This is a genomic window from Frateuria sp., assembly GCF_013362045.1.
Classification (GTDB): domain Bacteria; phylum Pseudomonadota; class Gammaproteobacteria; order Xanthomonadales; family Rhodanobacteraceae; genus Frateuria_A.
This window is the reverse complement of record NZ_JABFWW010000157.1, coordinates 1-23,825: the sequence shown is the minus strand read 5'-3', so window position 1 is coordinate 23,825 and position 23,825 is coordinate 1. Positions and strand designations below refer to the sequence as shown.

Genomic DNA, 23,825 nt, shown 5'->3' with positions numbered 1-23,825 from the left:
TGGCGTTGCTTGAAGGGGTCTGGTTGTTGCGGTCGTTGTTCGCCATGGTGTTTCTCCGGTTCGTTCAGGGGCGCCTTTCGGCGGGTAGGCATGCGTTGCCGCAGGCGGGTGCGGCAGACGCCGCGCGCCTGGACCTCAGTCGCCCTCGCTCTGCTTGCCCTTGTTGATCAGGTCGCGCACGCGATGGCCGCCCTTGGTTCCCAGCTCCGCGTAGCCCTCGGGGCCCAGCTCTTCCTTGCGCGCTTCGCCGCCCTTCCTGCCGATGGCCGAATAGCCTTCGGGTCCGAGCTGTTCCTTGCGGATCTCGCCGCCTTTCTGGCCGGCTTCGCGCACGGTCATGTCGCCCTTGTCGCTGCCTTGGTTCTTCATGTCTTTCTCCTGTTCTCGTGGAAAGGAAAACCCCGGTCGAGCCGGGATGGGGATGCGTCAATGCCTGCGCCCGCCATGGCCCTCGGCCTCGTGGCCTTTCCCGACCAGTTCGCGCTCGCGCTGGCCACCCTTGTGGCCGCCCATCTGTCCGGCTTCGCGGACGGTCATGTCGCCCTTGTCGCTGGCGTGGGCCTGCTTGGGGTTCTGGTTGCGATCGTTCGACTGCTTCTGCTTCATGTCATGGCTCCTTGGATGGATCGTGGCGGCCCTCGCCGGATCAGTGCCCGCGGGCCTCGCTATGCGCCCCGCCGCCTTCGCTGGCCGGGCCGCGCATGCGCTGACCACGGCCCTAGGTGCCGGACACCCAAGGGGACTGCAACAGCGGTGCCAGCGAGGAAATCGGCATAGCCATGCGGGATTCGCTGCTCAGCGCAAAGCGCATGCTGAAAAATTGCATGGGCCGGGGAAAGAACTACAGGAGCGGCCTGGTGCGTGGCTGTGCCCAGGCACGCCCTTTCCGGTGTGGATGCGCCCGCGCGCCAGGGTCTGCGCCTGGCAGGCCGGCTCAGCGCTCCAGGCGGTAGTTCAGGCTGGCGCGGCTGAACTCGGTGGCGTTCTGCATTTCCAGGTTCCAGCGCTGGCTGAGCCGGTAGCGCAGGGTGATCACCTGGCCGGGCTGGAACAGCCCCACGCCATAGCTCAGGTACAGCCGTGGAGAGAGGTACTTGCCGACGGTGAAGGCCGACTCGCCGCCCAGCGCCTCGTTGCTGGACACGCCGATCTCGTCGACGCCCAGCTTGTGGCCGATGCTCTTGGCGAGCAGATCGCCGGCCGCCGAGCCCAGCGCCTGCGCGGCGGCGCCCACCATGTTGCCTTCGCCGCCGCTGACCTGCGACAGCGGCTTGCCGGTGATCAGGTAGGACAGCGCATCGGACTGCTCCATCGGCGGGTTGGAGAACACCGTGAGGACCGGCCGCTGCGCCGTGCCGCTGACCAGCAGGCCCACCTCCTGGCCTTCATCGATGGTGGCGTTGGGGTTGAGCTTGCGCACCGCGCGGAGGTCCAGGCCGGGGTTGTCGATCGGCGTGCTGGCGAACAGCAGTTTGCCGGATTCGATGTGCAGGTCTTGGCCGTAGGCGCTGTAGGTGCCGCTCACCCCGATCTGGCCCTGGCCGCGGGTGGCCTGCCCCGGCTGTTCGATCACGGTGAGCGTGCCGGTGAGGCCGCCGTCCAGGCCCTTGCCCTTGAGGTGCGTGCGCGAACCCAGGTCGACCTTGACGTTGGCGTTGATCGGCGTCCGCGCGGCGGCCTGTTCCTGCGTGCGTTCGTCGACCACGACCACGTCCGGCGAAGCCTTGGTCGCGCCGGCGCCGGGCAGGCGGTCGAGGTTCACGTCGGCGCTGTCCAGCGCCACCGCGCCGGTGACCTGCACGCCCTGCGCATCGCGCACCAGCTTGAGGTCGGGCGAGAGCACCACCTTCGCCGCGGGAATGTCCGCCGCCGTCACCGCCTGGCCGGTGAGCGCGATCGCGGCGGGAACCTGCGCGGCAAGGCCATAGCTGCCGGCCACGGTGAGCGTGCCCTTGCCCGAGCGCACGTGGCCGTCGATCCGCAGGTGCTGTGCATCGGCGGCGCGCAACGCCAGCGCGCCGTCGGCGAGCTTGAGCCCCAGCGCCGGCAGCTCCGCGGCGAAGCCGTCCACGCTGGCCTGGCCGGTCAGCGCCGGCTGCGCCAGGGTGCCGGCGAAGCCGAAGCGGCCATCGAGGCGGCCCTGCACGTTCGCCAGCTGGCTGGTGAGCAGCTCGAGCGGGGCGAGGCTGTCCAGCCGCAGCGCCAGCTCGCCGCCGAGCGCCTGCTGTGGGCCGTCGACGGTCAAACGGCCATCCAGACGTCCGTTTCCATTGAGCCCGGCGTGGGCCTCGACCTGCTGGTGGCCGGGCGCCAGGCGTGCGTCGATGGCCAGGCCGTGCCAGGCCAGCAACGGATCCTGCGCCTGCCGGGTATAGGTGACCGAGCCCTGGTCCGAGGCGAGCGTGGCCTGGCCGCTCAAGGCGCCGCTCGCGCCACGCCTGATCGTGCCCTCGCCGTGCAGGTTGCCGTCCGCGCGCAGCGGCAGGTCGGCGTAGCCGGCGGCATTGAGCAGCAGCGCCAGCGGCAGGGCGCGCAGGCGGTAGCCGGCATCGAGGGTGCCGGCCTTGTCCTGCCGCCCCTGCACGCACAGCAGCGGCTCGCCGGCGGTCAGGCAGAGCTCGGACAGCGCCAGCGCGCCGGCGTCGTAGTCGAGCGTGGTGGGCGCCTGCAGCCGCCAGCGCGGCAGGCCCTGCGGCGTCAGGTCGAGCGTGTCGAGCGTGCCCTTCCAGCGGCCCTGGCGCAGGTTGCCGCGCAGCGCCAGGTCGGCCGAGAGCTGGCGGCCGCGCGCATCGAGGGTGAGCCTATGCGCCGCCTCGGTGCCGTCGGCGTGCAGCGCGAGCGTGTCGAAGGCCAGCCCGCCCAGCAGCGCCTGGCGGGCGTCCAGAGTCACATGGCCGCTGGGCCGGCTGATGTCCGGCACATGAGCCTGCAGGTCGAGGCTGCCCACGTGCTGACCGCCGTAGGCAAGGGCGCTGCCCTGCGCTCGTCCGTCGACGCCGAGCGCGGAGGGCAGGCCGGTGACGTGCGCATGTGCCTCGAGCTGGCCGCCGGCGTCGGGCAGCCAGTCGGCAAGCGTGGCGATGGCCAGCCGCACGTCCACGTCGTTGCGTGCGCCGGGCCTGGCCTGCACGGTCGCGCTGCTGCGGCCGGAGGCGAGCGAGAGCGTGCCGTCGACCACCTGGTTGGGCGCCAGGTGCAGCCTGCCCTGGCCCTGCACCGGCCGGCCGCGCAGGCGGCCGTCGAGGCGGGCGAGGTCCAGCGTGGCGTCGGGACGGCCGGAAGGCAGCGTGCCGCGGGTCTTGAGTTGCGCGTCGAGCGCGCCGCTCCAGCCGGCGAACAGCTGGCCGGGGTCGAAGCGGGTCGCTTCGGCGCTCAGCTCCCAGCCGAACGCCGGCTTGAGCGTGAGGCTGCCCTGGGCATGCAGGTGCCCTTGCGGCTGGGTGAGCTGCAGCGTGTGCAGGATCAGCTGTTGCGGCGTGCCGTCCAGGTCGAGCGCCAACTGTGCGAGCTTGCCGGGCGGACCGACCGCCAGGTCACCCTCGGCGTGGAACTGTGCCGCGCTGCCGCGCGCGCTCAGGTTGCCGTGACTGGCGAGCGGCTGGCCGGCCAGTTCGGCGGGCAGCTCCACGTCCTGCCAGGCGAGCTGCAGCGTGCCGCCGACGGGTTGGGCATCCAGCCGCAGTTGCCCATGCGCCTGCAGCTGGCCCTTGATCCGCGGCGAGCTGAGGTCGAGCGTCTCAAGCGTGAGCAGCGAGCGGTCGTCGCTCAGCCGCGCGCGCAGCGGCGCCAGCTGCAGGCGCCAGCCATCGGGATCGACGGTGCCGGTCAGCGTGCCGCCATGGCGGTCGCCATTGCCCTTGAGGTCCAGTGCGAGGCTTTGCAGCTTGCCGTCGCCGAGCAACGGCTTCGGATCGAAGCGGGGTACGTTCAGTGCGGCGGTCCATGGCCAGCTGCCGCCCTGTTCGAAGGCGAGCTGCAGGCGCGCGGCCATCGGCTGGATGAGGGCGAGGTCCAGGTGCGCACGCGCACCGTCGCTGCGCGCGTCGAGGCGGCCGGCGTAGGTGGCCTGGCCCATCGTCCACGCGAAGCTGGCCTGGCTCTCGCCCTGCTTTGCCCTGCCGATCGCCAGGGTGCCGCGCAGGTCGGCACGGCCCTGCGGCGAGCGCAGGCGCAGCGTGCGCACGGTAATGTCCTGCGCAGTCCACCGACCGGCGAGATCGATGCTGTCGGCCTTGAACAGGGGTCGGCCCTGCTGACTGACCGTGACGTCACCCACGCGCGCCTGATCGAGCTGGATCGCCAGCGGCGGGTTGAGCGAAAGCGGGCCGGGGGCGGACTTTTCCGGCGAAGGCGGAGGCAGCGCGACCGCCACGCCGCGCACGTCCAGCCTGTCGACGTGCAGGCGCCGGGAAAGCAGCGGCCACAGGTGGGCGTCCAGCCGCAGGTCGGCCACGCGCACGTCCAGGCCGTGGCCGTCCGCATAGTGCAGTCCCTGCAGTTGCAGCGGGCCGGCCAGGCGTCCCGATGCCTGCCGCACGCTGAGCGCGCCACCGGTCAATCCGCTGGCGCGGGCCAGCGCGAAGCGCAGGCCGGCCTCGCTGCCGAGCAGCCACCACAGGCCCAGCATCAGCAGCAGGAGCAGCGCGAGCAGGGCGATGGCGAGGCGCTTGAGCCACTTCATGGGTGGGCTCCCACAAAGGCGAAAGGGAGGCTCTTAGGCATCACAGGTCCGGCCCTATCACCACGTGCAACTGCACGCCGTGCGCGTGGGCGTCGTGGATCGGCACGCCCACGTCCACGCGGATCATGCCCACCGGCGAAAGCCAGCGCACGCCCAGGCCGGTGCCCAGGCGCGGGCGGTAGTCGAAGCCGTCGAATGCGTTGCCGGCATCGACGAAGGCGGCCATGCCCCAGTGGCGCGTGAAGTAGTGCTCCACCTCGGTGCTGGCGACCAGCAGGTTGTGGCCGCCGATCACGCGGTCGTAGCTGTTGCGCGGGCCGATCGCCTGATAGCCGTAGCCGCGCACCGAACGGTCGCCGCCGGCGAAGAAGCGCAACTGCGGCGGCAGCGCGCTGAAGTCCCCGGTGGAGGTGATGCCCGCGCTGCCGCGCAGGATCAGCCGGTTGCGCCCGGCGAAGGCGCGGATCCACTTGGCGTCGGCGCCGACCTGGCTGAAGCGCGTGTCCGACAGCAGTGTGCCGGCCGTGCTTCGCGCATACATGCTGAGCGACCAGCCGCGGCGCACGAAGGTCGGGTTGTCGCCGCGCTTCTTCGACAGCGACGCCTCGGCGAACACCAGCTGGCTGCGGCCGCGTTCGATGCCCGGCGTGCTGTCCGGCTCGTTGCCGTGCTTGCCCACGGTGAAGGTGCCGATCAGCGCGTGCGCGCCGAGGGTGCGCGTCCAGCCGTGCCACAGCTCGGTCTCATTGCCGACCAGTTCCAGCGTGCGCGACTGCGAGGTGACCGTGTCGGCGTCGCGGAAGTTGACGCCGAAGTTGAGGCTGCGCTGGTTGCCGCCCGGCAACGGGACCGTATACAGCGAGGACAGCGTCTTGAGCCGCTGCGCCAGCACCAGCTCGTTCTTCCACTTGTGGCCCCGGCCGTTGACCCAGCGCCGCTCCAGCCCGGCGCGCACGCCCAGGCCGGTATCGGTGCCGAAGAACGGGCCCCCGGTGTAGACGCTGCGCCTGGCCGGCTGCAGCTGCACGGCGACATCGACCGTGCGTTCGGCGTCGTGCACGTCCGGGAGCACGTTGACTACCGCGAAATAATCCGCGCCATTCAGCGCCTCCTGCAGGCGCAGCAGGTCGGACTGGTCGAAATAGTCGCCGCGCCCGAACGGCACGTAGCGATCGAGGAAACCCGGCTCGAACTGCGAGCCCTGGAAGTGGACCTTGCCGAACCGGTAGCGCGGCCCGGCCTGCCAGGCCAGCTCCACCACGGCGCTGCGGTCGGCGCGCGTGACCGCGACCTTGTGCGTGACCAGCCGGGCACCGAGGAAGCCGTTGGCGGTGAGCGCGGCGCTGACATCGTCGCGCGCCTTCTCGTAGGCGCCGTGGTCTAGCACCTGTCCCTTGAGCCTTTCCACCGCGCGCTCGGCGCGCCGGATCGCAGCCACCTTCAGCGCCGCGGCGTCGAGCTTCACGTCGACCGCGCCAATGCGCACCGGCTCGCCCGGCATGACCTTCAGCACCACCTTCCAGTCGCCCGCGCCGGTGCGGGCAAGGCTGGCCTGCACGCTGGCGTCGTAGTAGCCGTAGGGCTCCAGCGCTGCGCGCACCTGGTCGGGGGCTTCCTCGTAGAGGCGGCGGATCTGCGCCTCGCTGACCGGCCGCCTGGCATATTGCGTCAGATCCACGCCATCGCGCACCGCCGACTTCAGCGGATCGCCCACGCCCTGCACGTCCAGCTTCACTTCCGCGTGGGCGAGCATGGAAAACATCAGCAAGGCAAGGCAAAGGCAGCGGCGGAGGAGGGCACGCATGGGAAGGGGAATCCAGCCTCCTGAAGCGCGCGTGCCCGCGGGCATGCGGTCGGGGAACTCGGCCGCAGCGTAGCGAGCGCCATGTTGGCTCCGCATCAAAGGCCGGCTACCGGGTGGCGCGGAACACCAGGGGGACGCCGAGCCGCGGTGCAGGCCCGCAGGGATCGGCTGCCGTCAGCCCCTCATCGGGAGCGTGGCATAGGCCGAACTGCAGGCGCGCGAAGCCGGCGGCCCGGACCCGGTCCGGAAAATCCCAACCAAGGCTGTGGAAGGTATAGATGCCCTGCCGCCGCACGCCGTCGCCGTGGTACTCGGGAGCCTCGATGTGCTCGATGCTGCCATCGGCGCGTGGCCTGCCGCGCAGCAACGATGTGCTGCGGTCGAGAAAGAACGGTACCGTGAACAGCATGACGCCACCGTCGCGGAGCACCCGCGCGCCTTCGCGCAGTGCCAGGTCGAGCTCGTACACGTGCTCCAGCACGTCGCTGTGGACGAGCAGATCGAGCGAACCGGCCGGGTAGGACAGCCGGGTAATCGACTCGTGCCGGAGCCGGCGCCAGCGCAACCCCCGGGCCGACCACCAGTAGTGGCGTCCGCTGATGCGGCGTTCGCCCAGGTATTCCGATCCGGTCAGCCAAGGCCAGCGCGCGTGGGCGTGCCGGTACAGCAGTGTGGTCTGCTCGAGCAGCGCGCCGCGCCGAACCGGGGACGCGTCGATGTGCTGTTCCATGGCGAGAAACACCAACCGTTGGCGGGCCGTGAGCCGGCAGTGTGCGCAGCGCAGGCCCTCCCGCAGGTTGGGCCAGGGGCCAAACATGGCGCCCGTGCCGACCGCGAAGGATGTGGGCCGCCGGCAAACCGGACAGTGGCCCTCCACGGCTGGGCATCGGGCAATGGCCTCATCGCGGGCGGCAATCGCCCCGGTGAATCCCTGCGCCAGCGCCAGCACGGCCTGTCGGTCCGAATGCCATTGAAACTGCACCACGCTGCCTCCTTGAAGCGGGCGGTACCCGCTCAGCCGGCCTTGTCTCCCGCCTTGTGCGCGATCCAGGCGCCGACGATGGCCGAGAAGTAGGGGATCGCCTGCGCCGCCAGGATGAACATCCATAGCGTGCCCTCGACATAGCGCGTGCCGAAGGACAGCGCCATGCCGATCACGCAAAGCAGCAATGCGCAGGCCATCAGCAGTTCCTCGCGCACGGGCGCGAAGGCCGCGAAGTTGGAGCCGCCCAGGCGCCGGCTCTTGGCGGTGACCACGAACGAGGTCTTCTCCTGCGTGAGGCCATGCAGGATGCCGCGCGCGATCGCATGGGACAGGCCCATGCTGGCCAGCGACGCCATCAGCGTGTCGTACCAGCCGCAGGGCACCCGCGCGCGATAGAGCACGACACCGAAGATCGCCTTGGCGAAGAAGAAGCCGATCACCGGAATCAGGAACAGCTGCATCGGCAGGCTGAACAGGTGCGGGAAGGCGACCATGCCGGCGGTCCAGTAGATCGCCATCAGGGTAAACACCAGATGCAGCGCGTCGGCGAACCAGCTGAACCAGCCGGTGAGGAAATGGAAGCGCTGGCCCAGCGAGAGCGGCCCCTTCTTCGTCATCCAGTCCCAGCGCCCCTTCAGGATCTGCATGGCGCCGAACGCCCAGCGGTAGCGCTGGCTCTTGTAGGCCTTGAAGTCGGCCGGGGTGAGGCCCTTGCCCATCAGCTCGTCGACATAGACCAGCTCGTAGCCGGCGTGCATCAGGCGCAGGCCGAGCTCGGCGTCCTCGCAGATGGTCCACTCCGACCAGCCGCCGGTGCCTTCCAGCGCACTGCGGCGGACCATGGTCATGGTGCCGTGCTGGATGATCGCGTTGCGCTCGTTCCTGTGGTGCATGCCGATGCGGAAGAAGCCGTCGTACTCCCACGCGGTCATGCGGCGGAAGCGGTTGTGCTCGAACTCGCGGTGCGCCTGCGGGCACTGCACCACGGCCACCTTCGGGTCGTGGAAGTAGCCGGTGAGGGTGGCCAGCCAGTCGCCGCGCACCTCGTAGTCGGCGTCGATCACCGCCACGATCTCCGCGCGCGGGTCGGTTTCCTTCAGGCCGAAGTTGAGCGCGCCGGCCTTGAAGCCGGGCCATGGTTCCAGGTGGAAGAAGCGGAAGCGCTTGCCCAGCTGCTCGCAGTAGGCCTCGACCGGCTTCCACACCTCCGGGTTCTTGGTGTTGTTGTCGATCACCAGCACTTCGAAATTGTCGTAGTCCAGCGCAGCGAGCGAGTCGAGCGTGACGATGACCATCTCCGGCGGCTCGTTGTAGCAGGCCAGGTGGATGGAGACGAACGGCTGCCGGTCCGGGGGGTCGGGCCTGAGCATGCCGGCATGGCGCTGCCACTGCCGCCGCCACAGCACCTCGGTGAACTCGAAGCCGTTGATCAGCAGGATCGCCAGGATCGCGATCTGCGCCGGGAACAAAAGGACCAGCATGGTCCAGTCGACCCAGCTCAGGTAGAAATTGAAGGGCAGGGTGGCCGACCACACGATCAGGCCACAGGCGAGCTGGATCAGCAGACAGAAGAACAGCCGCCCCATCAGCTTGAAGCGGGCGAACCTGCGCGCGAACCAGATCATCGGGAGCAGCGCCAGCAGGCTCGCTGCGAGCGCCTTGCCCGGCCAGGCGGTGTCCTCGGTGACCGGGCCGGTGAACGGGAACTTCAACTGGCGGTCGGCATTGAAGGTGCCCCAGTAGGCGCCGGTGCGGCCCTCGCCCAGGTTCTCCTTCCATGGCTGGTCGAACGCTTCCAGCAGGTAGTAGTCGATGTTCTCGGCCTTCGCCGCGTTGAGCCAGTCGCGGATGAAGATCGCCTCGTTGGAGACCGACGGGTCGGCATACTCGTGGCGGTCGCCGTTGGACGGCCAGCCGACCTCGCCCACTACCACCGGCTTGTACGGGTACAGCTGGCGGATGTTGTGGTACGCGCCCAGCGCCGCATCCACCGCGTCCTTGCGCGGGACGCCGTTCCAGAACGGGAACAGGTGGATGGTGATGAAGTCGACGTGCTGCACCAGCTCTGGGTACTTGATCCAGATGAAGTCCGGCTCGGCAATGGACACCGGCTGGCGGATCGCCGCCCGGGCACGGTCCAGGTAGTCCTCCATCTGCTGCACGGTCAGGTTGCCGCGCAACAGCACCTCGTTGCCCACGAGCACCCGATGGATGGTCTGCGGGTACCGGCGCGCCAGCGCGATCAGCGCGTCCAGTTCCTTTTCGTTGTTGATCAGCCGTGTGTCGATGTTGGCGCCAGCCATCACCTTGAGGCCTTCCTTCTCGGCCAGGCGGTAGACCTGGGGATTCTCCAGCGTCGAGTAGGTGCGGATGCGCGGGGTGTAGCGGCGCAGGAGCTTCAGATCCGCATCGATCTCCTCGTCGGAAGGGAAATCCTGCTTGAGCGGGTTCTGGTAGCGCTGGAACACCGACACCGAATAGCCGCTGATCGGTCCGTGCCAGTCCTCCGGGCCGTGCGGAAGATTGCCCCACCACCACAGTCCGATATTGAGCGCCGCCACCACCAGCGCGAGCAGGATGGCCGCAAGCAGCGGATGCCGGCCGTCGTGGGTAGGTGCTGTGGCGCTCAAAAACGTTCCCCGTCGGACGCCTCCATTTCGAGGCCAAGTTAGCCCGTGGAGCTTAACGATCAGGCGGGAATGGCTCAATAAAGGCTCCAGGCCGTGGTCAGCGCGAGGTCAGGGGAAGCCTCCGCGCAGGCGCCGCTCGGTCGCCGTGAGGCGTTCGACAACCTGTTTTGCTCCAATGCCCCATCGAGCGCCCATGAGCAGGCGGACGCGGCCGTCCCCGTGTCACGGCGAGGAGATGCCCCTGCGCGTATGCCTGTCCCGTCCGGGCCGCGGATGGGACATGCGGTCGGCACACGGTGCAGGTGCAGCTCGAACCTGTCGGCTTTCGCGAACGCGAAGGAACCGGATCGTGTGGCGCAGTTCATCCTTATTCCTGCTCGACAGCATTCGTCACAAGATCATCACAACATCGTTGTTGACGATCGAGCCGGCCGGTAATAAAACGACCTTGGAGCTGCTGTTCGCGCAAGCGAACGGACCTGGCGGCAGGCACATGCGCTGTGGGAATCAAGGGAATGAACGACGCACTATTCCGCAGGGAAGTGATCGATGCGAAGCGAGGCAATTGGCTCGGGTCAATAACTCTCGCGACTCCGGTTTCCCGATGGTTGATCGTCCTCTTCGCGCTCGTCGTAACGACAGCGTTGCTCGCCCTTGTTTGCCTGGCCTCCTACACTCGTCGGGAAACGGTGAGTGGGCAACTGGTTCCCAGCGCCGGTCTTTTGAACGTCAATTCTCCCGGTGCGGGAGTGGTCGTCAGGCTGCTCGTTCACGAAAACCAGCTTGTCCGTAAAAACCAGCCGCTACTGGAATTGGGAAGCGAGCAATACAGCGTTTCCCTCGGCGATATGCATGGCCGCATCGGCGAACAGTTGGCAGCGCAGCAGCGCGGATTGGAAAAGGACCTGGAGAATCATCATAAGCTGGTTGCCAGGCAAGCGAGTGCCCTGAAGGAAAAAATCGACCTGCTCGCCGCTCAGATTAGTGAGATGGCAGGACAGATGGCATTGGAAAGCCAACAGGTGAAGAGCAACGAAGCATTGCTTGAGCGGATATTGCCGCTCGCCAAGAAAAGCTATGTTTCGGCGGTCCAGATACAGCAGCAGCGCACCGCCGTTCTGGACGCCCAAAGCCAATACAAGAACCTCGCCCGCCAGCAACTGGACATCAGGCAGCAACTCGAGGCGGCTCGGCAGCAACTGGAGCAACTGCCCTGGGAGGCGGCATCCCGGCGAAACGAAATCGAGCGGCAGCTCGCGTCCGTAGCAAAGTCCATTGCAGAGAACGAAGCCGCGCGAGCGATCGTGCTCCGGGCGCCAAGGGACGGCGTCGTTTCCGCATTGCTGGCGAAAGAGGGGCAGACGGCGATGGCCGGACAGCCGCTTCTTTCCCTGATCCCCGCCGGCTCGACGCTGCAGGCGCAACTGCTGGTGCCGAGCCGTGACGTGGGATTCGTCGTTCCAGGCAGCCCGGTCGTACTGCGCTACCAGGCCTACCCATATCAGAAGTTCGGCCAACAGCACGGCCGTGTGATCAGTGACTCGCGCAGCGCATTGAGTCCCGCGGAGGTGCAGGCGCTAATGGGCCAACAGGCGAGGGAGCCGCTCTACAAGGTCGGGGTGGCATTGGACCGGAGCGAGACCTTCAGCGCCAGCATGATCAAGCCGGGTATGGCCGTGGACGCCGACATCCTGATGGAGCGTCGCAGGCTCGCCGAATGGATGTTCGACCCGCTCAATGGAATTCGCCAGCGAATTGGAGGGCAGACGCGTGGCTGACGGAGATCGGTCAAGCGAGGCGCCGCGGAGAACCGGCTCCATACTCCCTTTCCGACTGGGGTTATCGGAGCGCCTTCCGCTCCTGCTGCAAACGGAATCCGCCGAATGCGGCCTGGCATGCATTGCCATGGCGGCCGTCTATCATGGGCACGATCTGGATCTCGCGAGCCTGCGCAGGCGTTTCGCGTCCTCTCTCAAGGGAATGACGTTATCCCGCCTGATGCAGGTCGCAGGACAATTGGGATTCGCCTGCCGCCCGCTCAAGCTTGATATAGGCGAGTTGGGAAAACTGAAGACGCCTTGCCTGTTGCATTGGGATCTCAATCATTTCGTAGTGCTGAAAAATGCAGGCAGGCGCGCGGTCACGATACACGACCCGGCAGTAGGTGTGAGGAAACTCAGCCTGGTCGAAGTATCCGAGCATTTTACCGGCATCGCGCTCGAAATGACCCCCCGGCCTGAATTCGCGCCAGTACGTGAGCGCAGGAAGCTGCCTCTCGGAGCATTAACCGGAAGCATAAATGGGCTGACTCCCGCACTCGTCCAGATCCTAGTGTTGGCGTTCGCTCTGGAGATATTCGGGCTGACGACGCCTTTCTATCTGCAGTGGGTGCTCGATCAGGCCCTGGTTTCGGCCGATCGGAGCCTGCTTACTCTGCTTGGCCTGGGTTTCAGTGTCATAACGGTGCTCACCGCATTCTTGGCGGCCGCCCGGTCTTGGGTCGTGACCTGGCTCTCCGCGGCGTTGAACGTGCAATGGGCGACCAATCTGTTTTCCCACCTGGTCCGGCTTCCCTTGGGCTGGTTTGAAAAACGCCACGTCGGCGATGTGGTTTCCCGCTTCAGTTCGATCGAATCCATCCAGAAAACCCTCAGCAACCAGTTCGTGGCCACGTTGCTGGACGGAGTGATGTCCCTGATCACCCTGGGGCTGATGATGCTGTACAGCCCGCGCCTGACCGCGCTGGTGTTGGCGATCTTCCTTGGATACGGCTTGGCTCGATGGCTCTGGTTTGCGCCTTTGCGGAGGGCTACCGAGGAGCAGATCGTCTTTGGCGCACGCCAGCAAAGCGAGCTGCTCGAATCCATACGCGGGGCGCTACCGGTGAAGCTCGCCAACAAGCACGACGAGCGGGCAGCGCGTTACGCAAACGCGACCGTCGCGGCGACCAACCGGGAAATCGCGATTCAGCGCCTGACCATCGCCTTTTCGGCGGCCAACCAGACCTTGTTCGGGCTGGGGCGCGTGGCGCTCATCTGGCTCGGGGCAGTACTGGTCCTGGACAAGGCGTTTACGGGAGGCATGCTGGTCGCCTTTGTCGCTTACGCGGACCAGTTCACGAGCAGGGCCGCCACATTGATCGACAAATGTGCGGACCTGGGCATGTTGCGGCTGCACGCCGAACGTGTCGCCGACATTACGCTGAGCGAGTCGGAGGCCAAGCCAGGAACCGGATGGTCCGGCGACGTCCCGAGCGCCTGTCTGGAGTTTCGCAACGTCAGCTTCCGCTATGCCGAAGGCGAGCCCTGGGTCCTTCGCAACTGCAACCTGAAAATCGCGTCGGGCGAATCGGTTGCCGTGGTCGGGCCCAGCGGTTGCGGCAAGAGCACGCTGGCGAAGATCGCGCTAGGCCTGCTGGAACCGAACGAGGGCGAAGTGCTGTTCGGCGGAATCAACATCAAGCAACTGGGTCTCGGCACATATAGGAACTGGGTCGCTGCGGTCATGCAGGACGATCAACTGTTCGCCGGTTCCATCGCAGACAACATCAGTTTCTTCGATCCGGATGCGTCGCTGGAAAGCATCCTGTCCGCCGCTACGGTCGCCGACATCCACGAGGAGATCATGAAGCTGCCCATGGGGTACGAGAATATGGTCGGCGACATGGGATCGAGCCTGTCCGGCGGGCAGAAACAGCGCGTCATATTGGCCCGTGCATTCCACCGGCAGCCGCGCCTGCTGGTGCTCGACGAAGCGACCAGCCACCTCGACGCCCGCAGCGAGGCGGCCATCAATGCATCCGTTCGGTCGCTCGGTATCACTCGGCTGATTATTGCGCACCGTCAGGAAACCATAGCGTCCGCGCACAGAGTCGTAACCCTGTCGCAACCATCGGAGCGCGCCTGATCGATTTTGCCCGATCCGTTTCGGGCAAAGAGCCGGGTTGTTCCGGCACCCCGTGCAGGGAATCTGCACAATACTAAAGGAGATTAGTATGAACGCTATTTCGCCGATCGGTTTCGAAAACGCCCGTGAGCTGACTGCCGAGGAATTGGCTCAGGTTGGCGGCGGCGTGGCCAAGAATACCTTCATCGTGAAAGGGACGACCGGCCCGCAGGGCAATGACGGCGAAGTCCAATACGACCGCGAGTGGTAATTCGCTTTCCGTAGGACCGGAGGCAGGGCCATCACCCTGCCTCCCCGGATGAAGGGACACCATGAACCACACTCATCTCATCGTGGGAAATTCTCGGGATTACCACGCGGCCGCCGTCCGATGGGCGCTTCGTCGCTTGGGACAGGACGCAATCATCTGGGACGGAATTTCCGCCGATGCCGACGGTCGGCTTACGGTCGACTTCCATGGCCTGGGGCGGTTGCGCTTGGGCGACCGCGAGCTGGGCTGGTTTCGTTCCGTCTGGTTCCGCCGGCAGATCCCGTTCAAGGAAGTCGACGGCGCCCATCCTGATGCGCGCGAGTTCATCCACCAGGAGCTGGCTGATGCCCACTTGTCCTTTTGTGCGTCGGTCGAGGCGATGTCGGATTTCGTGGTTGGCGGCGAACGTACCCGGCGCGCCGCTTCCAAGGCGCACCAGTTGCGGGTGGCCACGGAGGTAGGTTTCAGGATTCCGCGCACGCTGATATCGAACCATTACCCGGATGTCATGCGTTTCGCGGCGGATACCGATCGCCTCCTCGTGAAGCACTTTGCGCCCCATTATTTCATCAGTAGATCATCCGGCGCGATTCGGGCGGTGGGGCCCAGCATCGTATCCCCGGATGATCTTTCGCCCGAGAAGGTGGAGGTCTGTCCTTGCATCTATCAGCAATACATCGAGAAGAAATACGAGCTGCGGGTCACAGTCATCGGCAATCGGGTGTACGCGGCCAAGCTGTCTTCTAAGGCCGGCGACGAGCTTCTCGACTGGCGCCCCGCCTATGGTTCGGGACGACTGGACGTAGAGCCATTCACGCTGGATGAGGCCACCACGGCGCGGATATCGGCATTGATGGCGCAGCTCGGCCTGCATTATGGCTGCATCGATCTGGCGATGGATGGATCGGGCGAGATGGTCTTTTTCGAGATCAACCCGGGAGGACAGTTTCTCTTCATCGAGGAGAAGCTAAGGCAGTTCCCGCTGCTCTACGCATTTGCGTCCATGTTGTCCGCGCAGGGGCCGTCGTTCCGCATGGACGAAAACGTGGGCGCTTCGATAAACATGGACGAATTCGAGGCCAGCCGCGAGTTCGACGAATGGAGATCCGTTTATGATTCGAATGCCAGCAGGAATCCGAAGTTCGTTACCTTTGTTCAGTAGCCTTTGCCTTGCCTGGGGCGTTTGTTTCGCACAGGATGTGGATACGCAGGTCCGGGAACATTGCCCAGGGGTGGCCGCGTGGGAGCAGCGACATCTGGAGGCGCAGGTGACCGAACCCGATCCGCACCCAACCTTGCCTCAGGTGCGCTTGCGATTGCTCGACCTGGAAAAGAAGGACCAGGAGATCCGTCGTCGCTTCGTCGAGGCACGCGAGGCGCCTGCCGTCATGCGCGAAATGATCGAGGTCGACGCGGCCAATCTGGAGCAACTGCGGGCGATACTCGCTCGCCACGGCGTGCCGGGCACCGCCCAGATCGGCAACGATGGTGTCGACGCGTTCTGGTTGCTGACCCAGCACGCCAGCGCCGACTTGGCGCTTCAAAAGCTCGTTCTGGCCAAGCTCGCCGGAGGCGACAACGGAATCGACCCGAGCGAGATCGCCATGCTCACGGACCGGATTCGCGTGAGTGAAGGAAAACCGCAGCTATATGGCACCCAGTTTCATCAGGTACAGGGCAAGCTGGAGCCCTATCCCATAGAAGATGCTCAGGGCGTCGATGTCCGCAGGGCGCAGAAGGGGCTGATGCCCCTGGCCGACTACAAGTGTGCACTCAACGCGTCGGCGAACCCGCGCGGGTGATGCCGGATCAGGATCGTGATCCGCGCGGGCCGACCCGGGTCGGCCCGGTCAAGCACAAAGCTGTGAGCAACCTTTTCCGTGCCAGTGAGGTGATGGCTCGTGCCTGGAGAAGGGGTCGCGGATCCTCCAGCGACCCTTCGCTAGTCGGTCGGTAACTACCTGAGCAGCGAGCGCAGCATCCAGGCGGTCTTCTCGTGTTCCTTCAGCCGTCCGGTGAGCATGTCGGCGGTGCCTTCGTCGCCGCCGTCCTGGGCCACCTTGATGGCGCCGCGGGCGGTGTGGGCGGCGATTTCGTGGCCCTCGACCAGCTGGGCGACCATGTCCTTCCAGTCGGGCACGCCGGCTTCCTCCTTGATCGAGGTGAGCCTGGCGAACTGGCCGTAGGAGCCGGGGGCGAACACGTCCAGGGTGCGGATGCGCTCGGCGATCTCGTCGGCGGCCAGCCACAGCTCGTTGTACTGGGTCTCGAACATGGCGTGCAGGCTGTTGAACTGCGGCCCGGTCACGTTCCAGTGGAAGCTGTGGGTCTTCAGGTAGAGCGAGTAGGTGTCGGCGAGCAGCTTGGACAGCTGGTTGGCGATGGTCTCGCGTGCCTGCGGGGCAATACCGATATGGGTCATGGCGATCCCTCCTTTGTGGGTACGCATGCCAAGGTAGCGGTCGGCGCGGCCGAGGTGAAATGAATCGTTCCGATGGCGCCCATAGCCTGCGGCTATCATGTGCGGCCCCATGAACGACAAGCCTCCCGCCACGCCCCCCGACCCCCGCCTGCGCCCCCTGCGTGAGGCGCTTGCGACGGTTTCCAGTCGCGACTTCGGACGCCTGCTGGGACGCTGGCGAAGCCTCTCCAGGCAGCCGGATACGCGCAAGCTCGACGCGCTGGCCGCCGACATCGCCGCCTCGGCCGCGCGGCGCCAGGCGCGCGCCGCGGCCAAGCCGGCGATCCGCCTGGACGAATCGCTGCCGATCAGCGCGCGCGCCGAAGAGATCGTCGAGTTGATCCGCAAGCACCAGGTCGTGGTGATCGCCGGCGAGACCGGTTCGGGCAAGACCACGCAGCTGCCGAAACTCTGCCTGGCCGCCGGCCGCGGCGAGGCGGGCATGATCGGCTGCACCCAGCCGCGCCGGCTGGCCGCGCGCTCGGTGGCGCGGCGCGTGGCGGAGGAATTGGGCACGGCGTTGGGCGAGCAGGTCGGCTTCCAGGTGCGCTTCACCGACCAGGTGTCCGAGCGCACGCTCATCAAGTTCATGACCGACGGCATCCTGCTGGCCGAGACGCAGGGCGATCCGTGGCTGTCGAGCTACGACACGATCATCATCGACGAGGCACACGAGCGCAGCCTCAACATCGACTTCTTGCTGGGTTATCTCAAACGTCTGGCATCGAAACGGCCGGAACTGAAGATCATCGTCACATCGGCAACGATCGACACCGCCCGTTTCGCCGAGCACTTCAACGATGCGCCGGTAGTGTCGGTCGAAGGCCGCGCCTATCCGGTCGAGGTGCGTTGGCGGCCTGCGGGCGCCGCGCCACAGGGCGATCGCCTGCAGCAGGGCAGCGCCGAGCACATCGGCTTGGCGCTCGACGAGATCATGGCCGATCGCAGCCTCGGCGGCGGACCGGGCGACGTGCTGGTGTTCCTGCCCGGCGAGCGCGAGATCCGCGACGCGCACCTGCTGCTTTCTCGCCGCCAGTACCGCGAGACCGAGGTGCTGCCGCTCTACGCGCGGCTCTCCGCGGCCGACCAGGACCGCGTGTTCAAGCCCGGCCCGAAGCGGCGCATCGTGCTCGCCACCAACGTGGCGGAGACCTCGCTGACCGTGCCGCGCATCCGCTACGTGGTCGATACCGGCAGTGCGCGCATGATGCGCTACAGCCAGCGCAGCCAGCTCGAGCGCCTGCACGTGGAGCCGGTTTCGCAGGCCGCCGCCGATCAGCGCAAAGGCCGTTGCGGGCGCATTGGCCCGGGCGTCTGCTACCGCCTCTACGACGAAGCGGATTTCGAAAGCCGCGCGCGCTACACCGATCCGGAGCTACTGCGCTCCTCGCTGGCCAACGTGATCCTGCGCATGCTCTCGCTCAAGCTGGGCGAGGTGGAGGACTTCCCGTTCCTGGAGGCGCCCGATCCACGCATGGTGGCCGACGGCTACCGCCGCCTGGCCGAAATCTCCGCCATCGACGAGCGCCGCCAGCTCACTGCCATCGGGCGTCAGCTCGCGCGGTTGCCGATCGACGTGCAGCTGGCGCGCATGCTGGTGGAAGCGCACGAGCGCCATGCCCTGCGCGAACTGCTGGTGATCGTGGCCTTCCTGTCCATCCAGGATCCGCGCGAGCGTCCGGCCGATGCGCGCCAGCAGGCCGACGCGGCGCATGCGGCGTTTGCCGACCCCAAGTCGGATTTCGTCGGTGTGCTCAACCTCTGGCGCGAGTACACGAAGGCGCACGAGGAGCTCACGCAATCGAGGCTGCGCGACTGGTGCGGGCGGCATTTCCTCTCGTTCCTGCGCATGCGCGAATGGCGGGAACTGCATCGGCAGTTGTTGCTGGTGGTGGCGGAACTGGGGTGGAAGCTCGACCCGCATGGGGGGGGTTGGGTGGGGGGTGGGGCCCCACCCTCGCGGCAATCTTCGGGCGAAGCGACCAAGACCCCCTCTCCCCCGGCATCGCCGGGGGAGAGGGCAGGGGAGAGGGTGAGGCCTTTGCGCAGCGAAGCGCGAACCTCTCGTCGCACCAGGAAGGTTCAAGGCGAGCCCCGACCCCTCACCCCAGCCCTCTCCCCGGAGGGGAGAGGGAGCCACAGCGCCGCGCCAGGTGGGGCCGAGGCGAGTCCCGAGCTGTACGAAGCCGTCCATCGCTCGCTGCTCGCCGGCCTGCCTACCCAGGTCGGCCACAAGGACGAGAAGGGCGTCTACCGCTCCACCCGCGAGCGCCGCTTCCAGGTATTCCCTGGTTCGGCGCTGGCGAAGGCACCGCCGGCCTGGATCTTCGCCGCGCAGATCCTCGACGTCGGCGGGCGCGTGTGGGGCATGGGCTGCGCGCGCGTCGAGCCGGCGTGGATCGAACAGCAGGCCGCGCACCTGGTGAAGGCGAGCTGCCGCGACGCGCACTGGTCGCGCAAGCGCGGCACCGTGGTGGCCTACGAGCAGGTCGGGCTGTTCGGCCTCGTTCTGGTCGAGCGCCGGCCGGTCACCTTCCAGCAGCAGGATCCGCCGCTCGCCCACGCGATCTTCCTGCGCGAGGCGCTGGCGCGTGGCGACCTCGACGCGCGTGCCGACTTCGTGCGTGCCAACCAGCGCGTGCTGGCGCAGGCGCACGAGGTCGAAGCCAAGCAGCGGCGCGAGGGCCTGGTGCGCGGCGAAGAGGAACTGGCCGCGTTCTTCGAGGACAAGCTGCCCGGGGACATTGCGAGCACGCGCGCGCTCGATGCCTGGTACGGCCGTGCGCGTCCCGCCGAGCAGGCTGCGTTGCGCTGGTCGCTCGACGGGGTGATGGTCGGCGCCGGCGGGCTGGATCCCAAGGCCTTTCCCGCCACGCTCGACATCCCTCCGCAACGCTACAAGCTGGAGTACCGCTTCGTCCCCGGAGACGAGGCCGATGGCGTCACCCTGCAACTGCCGCTGGCGATGCTCAATGCCCTGCCGGCGGCGCGCTGCGAATGGCTGGTGCCGGGCCTGCTGCCGGAGAAGGCGGCCGAGCTGATCCGCGGGCTGCCCAAGGCGCTGCGCCGCAATTTCGTGCCGGCGCCGGACTTCGCGCGCGCCTTCGCCGAGGCCGAGGCACCGCGCGACCTGCCGCTGGCCGAGGCGCTCGCCGCCTTCCTCAGGCGTACCACCGGCGCCGAAGCGCCAGCGGCCGAGTTCGCGGCGGTGGAGCTGCCCGCGCACCTGAAGATGCGCTTTCGCCTGCACGACGAGCGCGGCCGCACGCTCGCCGCCGGCCGCGACCTGGCGGCGCTGCGCGCCGGCTGGGAAGGCCAGGCCCGCGAAGCCTTCTCGCGCAAGACCGATGTGGAGCTCACCCGCGAGGACGTCACCCGCTGGGACTTCGAGGAGATTCCCGCGCAGGTGCGATCCGAGGGCGGCCTCACCGCCTTCCCGGCGCTGGTCGATCTGGGCGAGGCGGTGGCGCTGCGCGTGTTCGAGCGCGGCGACGAGGCGCGCGCCGCACACCTGAAAGGCGTCGAACGGCTGCTGCGCAATGCGCTGGCCAGCGACTTGAAGCAGGCGCGCAGGCGCCTGCCGATCGCCAATGCGCTCTCGCTCAAGTACGCGCCGCTGGGCAGCGTCGAGGGCTTGCGCGAGGATCTCGCCGAAGGCGGCTTCGCCGACCTGCTGGCCACGCACGACCTCGACGCGCGCACCGCAGGCGCTTTCGAGGCCCTGCGCGCCACGTTGGCGCGGGAGCTGTTCGCCGCCGCGGTCGGGCGCCTCAAGCTCGCCGAGCCGATCATCGAGGCGCAGGCCGAGCTCAAGCCCTGGCTGGAGCCGCCGCTGATCGGCTTCGCCCGCGCCAGCTACGACGACCTGCGCGAGCAGCTTGCCGTGCTGCTCGCACCCGGTTTTCTGCGCGAATTGCCCACCGCCCGCCTCGCCCATTACCCGCGCTACCTCAAGGCCATGCGCCTGCGCGCCGAACGCCTGCGCCAGGACCCGGCCCGCGACCAGCAGCGCATGCTGCAGGTGTTGCCGTACTGGCGCGAGTACCTCAAGCACCAGTCCGCAGGGCACGAAGCGCTGGACGAACTGCGCTGGCTGATCGAGGAATGGCGCGTCTCGCTGTTCGCGCAGGAACTGAAGACCGCCGAGCCGGTGTCGGCCAAGCGGCTGGCGCGCGCGCTGGAAGCGATCGGCTGAGTGGTGGTCGGGATGCCCGCCGACCGGGCCGGCGGGATGGCAGGCCAGTTCGCCGGGGCGACCCGCGCCCGCGTGTTGTAGCCCTCGACCTTGAGGTTCCAGCCGCCCATCAGGCCAGGGCGCACCGTCACGGCCGGGTGTTCCAGCGCCTGCGGCATGGTGAGCCCGCTGTCGTCGACCACCCGCCATTGCTGGCCGTTCTCCAGCGTCAGCACGCTGCCCGCGTGCCAGCCGTCGAACCGCCCGGCGATGCGGCTGTCCACCACGTCACGCCCGCTGCGTGCGGTTGGCGTCGCCGGCTGGCGCGCGGCGGCCTTGGCCGAATGCGCCTCGGAAGCGGGCAGGGCGGCGGCCAGTTCCGGCGCGTGCGATGCGACCCAGCGTTCCAGGTGGGCGAGTTCCTGCGGGCTGAGCTTCTGCAGGCCGGCTGCGTCGAAATCCTGCGTGCCCATCCGTGCGCGCAGCGTGGCGCCGTCCTGTGCGGAGGCGGCGCAACAGGCGAGGGCGAGGAGGGCGAAGATCGGCAGGCGCATGGGCGTGTTTCCGGGGATAGGGAACGACGATTCTGCGCGGCGGAGGCCCCGCGGACCAGATGGACGCGCCCGGCTACGGTCGATGCCGCGGCGGACCTTCACGGAAAGGGTCCCCGCGCAGGGCGCTGCGTGACCGCCGGCGCGGCCGGACCGCCGCCGCGAGGGCCAGGGTCTATTTGACGCGCTCGACGTGGGCGCTGCCGTTGCAGCCATCCACGTGCAGCAGCCAGTTGCCGAACAGGCTGGGGCGCACCTTGACCGCCGGGTTGGCGCTCGTGTTGCACATCACCTCGTCCGAACCGGTCTGCTTCCATTGCTGGCCGTTGTCGAGCGACAGCACGTTGTGCCCGTTCCACCCGCTGAACTGGCCTACCAGGTGCGCCTCGATCAGGCGGCGCCGGTCCGGTTCCGGATAGAACACCGGCTTGCCGCTGGTATCGACCACGCGGGTGGTCGGCTTGTCGTGCGTGCGCAGCCAGTCATCCAGTGCCTGCAGTTGCGCGGGCGTCAGGCGATCCAGCCCGGCCGCCTTGAACTGGGCCTCGGACATGCGCCTGGCCAATGGCTCGTATTGCTGCGCCTGCGCGGCGGCGGCTACGGAGAAGGCAACGACCAGCAGGGACAGGCGGAACGGGCGCATGGTTGATCCTCAACGGGTACACCGCCCCAGCATATGGCGGCGCCCGGCGGGTTCCAACCATCCCGCCTCGGGAAGCCTGCCGGGCCGCGGCTACAATGGGCCCTTACCGGACAACCCAGATGGTTCAGACCGACATCTCTCCTGCCCCGAGCGCCGCGGCCTGGCGATCGCGCATCGCCTCGACGCCGCTGCTTGCCGAGGCGGCGGCTGCGTGCGATGCGCATGGAGTCGACTCGAGCGAGCGGCAGGACGTGCTCGACCTGCTCGCGATGCTCGGCTGCGACGCGCAGACCCAGGCTGCGGCGGTGTGGTTCGAGCTGGCGCAGCGCGAGCCGCAGGCATGGGATGCGCGCGCCAGAAGCTTGCCGGCGGAACTGCAGCGCCTGGTCGAGGGCCAGCTCGCCGCGCAGAAGGTATGGGCGCTGCACGCGCAGCGCGAGACCGGCACCTCCGAGGGCCTGCGCCGGTTGCTGCTTGCGATCATCCGCGACCTGCGCGTGGTGTTCGTGCTGCTGGCGCGCCAGCTGGCGAAGATGCGCGGGGCGATGGCGCTGGGCGAGGCCGAGCGCAGCGCCTTGGCCAGGCTCACCCGCGACATCCACGCGCCGCTGGCCAACCGCCTCGGCATCTGGCAATTGAAGTGGGAGCTGGAGGACCTCGCCTTCCGCTACCTGGAGCCGGACACCTACAAGCGCATCGCGCGCCTGCTGGACGAGCGCCGTGCCGACCGCGAGGCCTTCATCGCACAGGTGCTGGCCGATCTGGGCGCGGCGCTCAAGGCCGCCGGCATCGAGGCCGACCTAGCCGGGCGCCCGAAGCACATCTATTCCATCTGGAAGAAGATGCAGCGCAAGGAGCTGGACTTCGCCGACCTGTACGACATTCGCGCCGTGCGCATCCTGGTGGACAGCGTGGCCGACTGCTACGCCGCCCTCGGCGTGGTGCACGCGCAATGGCAGCACCTGCCGCGCGAGTTCGACGACTACCTGGCGCGGCCCAAGGGCAACGGCTACCGCTCGCTGCACACCGCGGTGATCGGGCCGCGGGGCAAGACGCTGGAGGTGCAGATCCGCACCCATGCCATGCATCGCGACAACGAGCTGGGCGTCGCCGCGCACTGGCGCTACAAGGAGGGTGGCGGCGCCGATGCGGAGTTCGAGGCCAAGATCGCCTGGATGCGCAAGCTGCTCGAACCGCGCGCGGACGATGACCTGGCCACGGAGTTGCGCACCGAGCTGCTGGAGGACCGCGTCTACCTGCTCACGCCCAAGGGCGAGGTGTTCGACCTGCCGCACGGCGCCACCGTGCTCGACTTCGCCTATTACGTGCATACCGAGGTCGGCCACCGCTGCCGCGGCGCGAAGGTCAACGGGCGCATCGTGCCGCTGACCCACCAGCCGCGCAGCGGCGACCGCGTAGAGATCATCACCGCCAAGAACGCCGAGCCCAGCCGCGACTGGCTCTCGCCCCACCATGGCTACCTGAACACCGCCCGGGCCCGCGAGAAGGCGCGCGGCTGGTTCCGCCGCATCGCCCACGACGCCAATCTCGCCGCCGGCCGCGCGCTGCTCGAGCGCGAGTTGAAGCGCCTGGCGCTACCGGCGGCGGACCTGTCGAAGCTGCCCGCGCATTTCCACCTGAAGACCCACGACGAGTTGCTGGTCGCGCTCGCGCTGGGCGAGGTCAGCGCCGGCCAGATCGCCCGCCTGCTGCAGGAAGCTGCGCATCCGGTCGAGCCCG

At 67.7% G+C, this 23,825-nt stretch carries 15 protein-coding genes; 7 read left to right on the top strand and 8 right to left on the bottom strand.

Features of this window, described 5'->3' with window-relative positions; genetic code table 11:
* Positions 1–135: 135 nt before the first annotated feature.
* From HOQ08_RS07645 to HOQ08_RS07620, 6 genes are all read right to left on the bottom strand, one after another.
* Complete coding sequence (locus HOQ08_RS07645) at positions 136–369, bottom strand: KGG domain-containing protein (RefSeq protein ID WP_291192953.1); 234 nt, start codon at positions 367–369, stop codon at positions 136–138.
* Positions 370–426: 57 nt separating this feature from the next.
* Positions 427–606, bottom strand: a complete 180-nt coding sequence (locus tag HOQ08_RS07640) for a hypothetical protein (protein ID WP_291192952.1) — start codon at positions 604–606, stop codon at positions 427–429.
* A 328-nt stretch (positions 607–934) separates the two neighbouring features.
* A complete protein-coding gene (locus HOQ08_RS07635; RefSeq protein ID WP_291192951.1) occupies positions 935–4,681 on the bottom strand; it encodes a translocation/assembly module TamB domain-containing protein in 3,747 nt (1,248 codons plus the stop codon).
* A 40-nt stretch (positions 4,682–4,721) separates the two neighbouring features.
* Positions 4,722–6,485 (bottom strand): autotransporter assembly complex family protein, encoded by a 1,764-nt coding sequence (locus HOQ08_RS07630; RefSeq protein ID WP_291192950.1) that lies wholly within the window; start codon positions 6,483–6,485, stop codon positions 4,722–4,724.
* A gap of 106 nt (positions 6,486–6,591) precedes the next feature.
* The gene (locus tag HOQ08_RS07625; protein ID WP_291192949.1) at positions 6,592–7,470 is read right to left on the bottom strand and encodes a methyltransferase domain-containing protein; all 879 of its coding nucleotides are present in this window, start codon (positions 7,468–7,470) and stop codon (positions 6,592–6,594) included.
* A 29-nt stretch (positions 7,471–7,499) separates the two neighbouring features.
* Positions 7,500–10,100, bottom strand: a complete 2,601-nt coding sequence (locus HOQ08_RS07620; protein ID WP_291192948.1) for a glycosyltransferase family 2 protein — start codon at positions 10,098–10,100, stop codon at positions 7,500–7,502.
* A 515-nt stretch (positions 10,101–10,615) separates the two neighbouring features.
* Here HOQ08_RS07620 and HOQ08_RS07615 point away from each other — a divergent pair.
* From HOQ08_RS07615 to HOQ08_RS07595, 5 genes are all read left to right on the top strand, one after another.
* Positions 10,616–11,878 carry an HlyD family efflux transporter periplasmic adaptor subunit gene (locus HOQ08_RS07615; RefSeq protein WP_291192947.1) on the top strand — a complete coding sequence of 421 codons (1,263 nt, stop codon included), beginning with the start codon at positions 10,616–10,618 and terminating at the stop codon, positions 11,876–11,878.
* Between the two features lie 40 nt (positions 11,879–11,918).
* The gene (locus HOQ08_RS07610) at positions 11,919–14,006 is read left to right on the top strand and encodes a peptidase domain-containing ABC transporter (RefSeq protein WP_343203817.1); all 2,088 of its coding nucleotides are present in this window, start codon (positions 11,919–11,921) and stop codon (positions 14,004–14,006) included.
* A gap of 88 nt (positions 14,007–14,094) precedes the next feature.
* Positions 14,095–14,256 (top strand): hypothetical protein, encoded by a 162-nt coding sequence (locus HOQ08_RS07605; RefSeq protein ID WP_291192946.1) that lies wholly within the window; start codon positions 14,095–14,097, stop codon positions 14,254–14,256.
* Positions 14,257–14,317: 61 nt separating this feature from the next.
* Positions 14,318–15,418, top strand: coding sequence for a hypothetical protein (locus HOQ08_RS07600; RefSeq protein WP_291192944.1), 1,101 nt, complete (start codon positions 14,318–14,320; stop codon positions 15,416–15,418).
* Positions 15,419–15,524: 106 nt separating this feature from the next.
* Positions 15,525–16,058, top strand: coding sequence for a DUF6624 domain-containing protein (locus tag HOQ08_RS07595; RefSeq protein ID WP_291192942.1), 534 nt, complete (start codon positions 15,525–15,527; stop codon positions 16,056–16,058).
* Between the two features lie 155 nt (positions 16,059–16,213).
* Here HOQ08_RS07595 and HOQ08_RS07590 read toward each other — a convergent pair whose 3' ends face one another.
* Positions 16,214–16,678 carry a Dps family protein gene (locus tag HOQ08_RS07590; protein ID WP_291192939.1) on the bottom strand — a complete coding sequence of 155 codons (465 nt, stop codon included), beginning with the start codon at positions 16,676–16,678 and terminating at the stop codon, positions 16,214–16,216.
* Positions 16,679–16,787: 109 nt separating this feature from the next.
* Here HOQ08_RS07590 and hrpA point away from each other — a divergent pair, with 109 nt between their 5' ends.
* Complete coding sequence (gene hrpA, locus HOQ08_RS07585; RefSeq protein WP_291192937.1) at positions 16,788–20,912, top strand: ATP-dependent RNA helicase HrpA; 4,125 nt, start codon at positions 16,788–16,790, stop codon at positions 20,910–20,912.
* Between the two features lie 705 nt (positions 20,913–21,617).
* On the opposite strand, the gene HOQ08_RS07580 is transcribed toward hrpA, so the two are convergent.
* Positions 21,618–22,085 (bottom strand): hypothetical protein, encoded by a 468-nt coding sequence (locus HOQ08_RS07580; RefSeq protein ID WP_291192935.1) that lies wholly within the window; start codon positions 22,083–22,085, stop codon positions 21,618–21,620.
* 119 nt (positions 22,086–22,204) lie between these two features.
* Between HOQ08_RS07580 and HOQ08_RS07575 the strand changes: the two genes are divergently transcribed.
* The coding region (locus tag HOQ08_RS07575; RefSeq protein WP_291192933.1) for an HD domain-containing protein at positions 22,205–23,825 on the top strand (1,621 nt) is incomplete at its 3' end.

What these genes read in the sequence shown, in the direction of transcription:
- HOQ08_RS07600 (WP_291192944.1), top strand. Translation starts at nt 14,318, where the DNA reads ATGAACCACACTCATCTCATCGTGGGAAATTCTCGGGATTACCACGCG.
- HOQ08_RS07590 (WP_291192939.1), bottom strand. Translation starts at nt 16,678, where the DNA reads ATGACCCATATCGGTATTGCCCCGCAGGCACGCGAGACCATCGCCAAC.
- HOQ08_RS07580 (WP_291192935.1), bottom strand. Translation starts at nt 22,085, where the DNA reads ATGCGCCCGTTCCGCCTGTCCCTGCTGGTCGTTGCCTTCTCCGTAGCC.
- HOQ08_RS07645 (WP_291192953.1), bottom strand. Translation starts at nt 369, where the DNA reads ATGAAGAACCAAGGCAGCGACAAGGGCGACATGACCGTGCGCGAAGCC.
- HOQ08_RS07605 (WP_291192946.1), top strand. Translation starts at nt 14,095, where the DNA reads ATGAACGCTATTTCGCCGATCGGTTTCGAAAACGCCCGTGAGCTGACT.
- HOQ08_RS07630 (WP_291192950.1), bottom strand. Translation starts at nt 6,485, where the DNA reads ATGCGTGCCCTCCTCCGCCGCTGCCTTTGCCTTGCCTTGCTGATGTTT.
- HOQ08_RS07635 (WP_291192951.1), bottom strand. Translation starts at nt 4,681, where the DNA reads ATGAAGTGGCTCAAGCGCCTCGCCATCGCCCTGCTCGCGCTGCTCCTG.
- HOQ08_RS07640 (WP_291192952.1), bottom strand. Translation starts at nt 606, where the DNA reads ATGAAGCAGAAGCAGTCGAACGATCGCAACCAGAACCCCAAGCAGGCC.
- hrpA (WP_291192937.1), top strand. Translation starts at nt 16,788, where the DNA reads ATGAACGACAAGCCTCCCGCCACGCCCCCCGACCCCCGCCTGCGCCCC.
- HOQ08_RS07615 (WP_291192947.1), top strand. Translation starts at nt 10,616, where the DNA reads ATGAACGACGCACTATTCCGCAGGGAAGTGATCGATGCGAAGCGAGGC.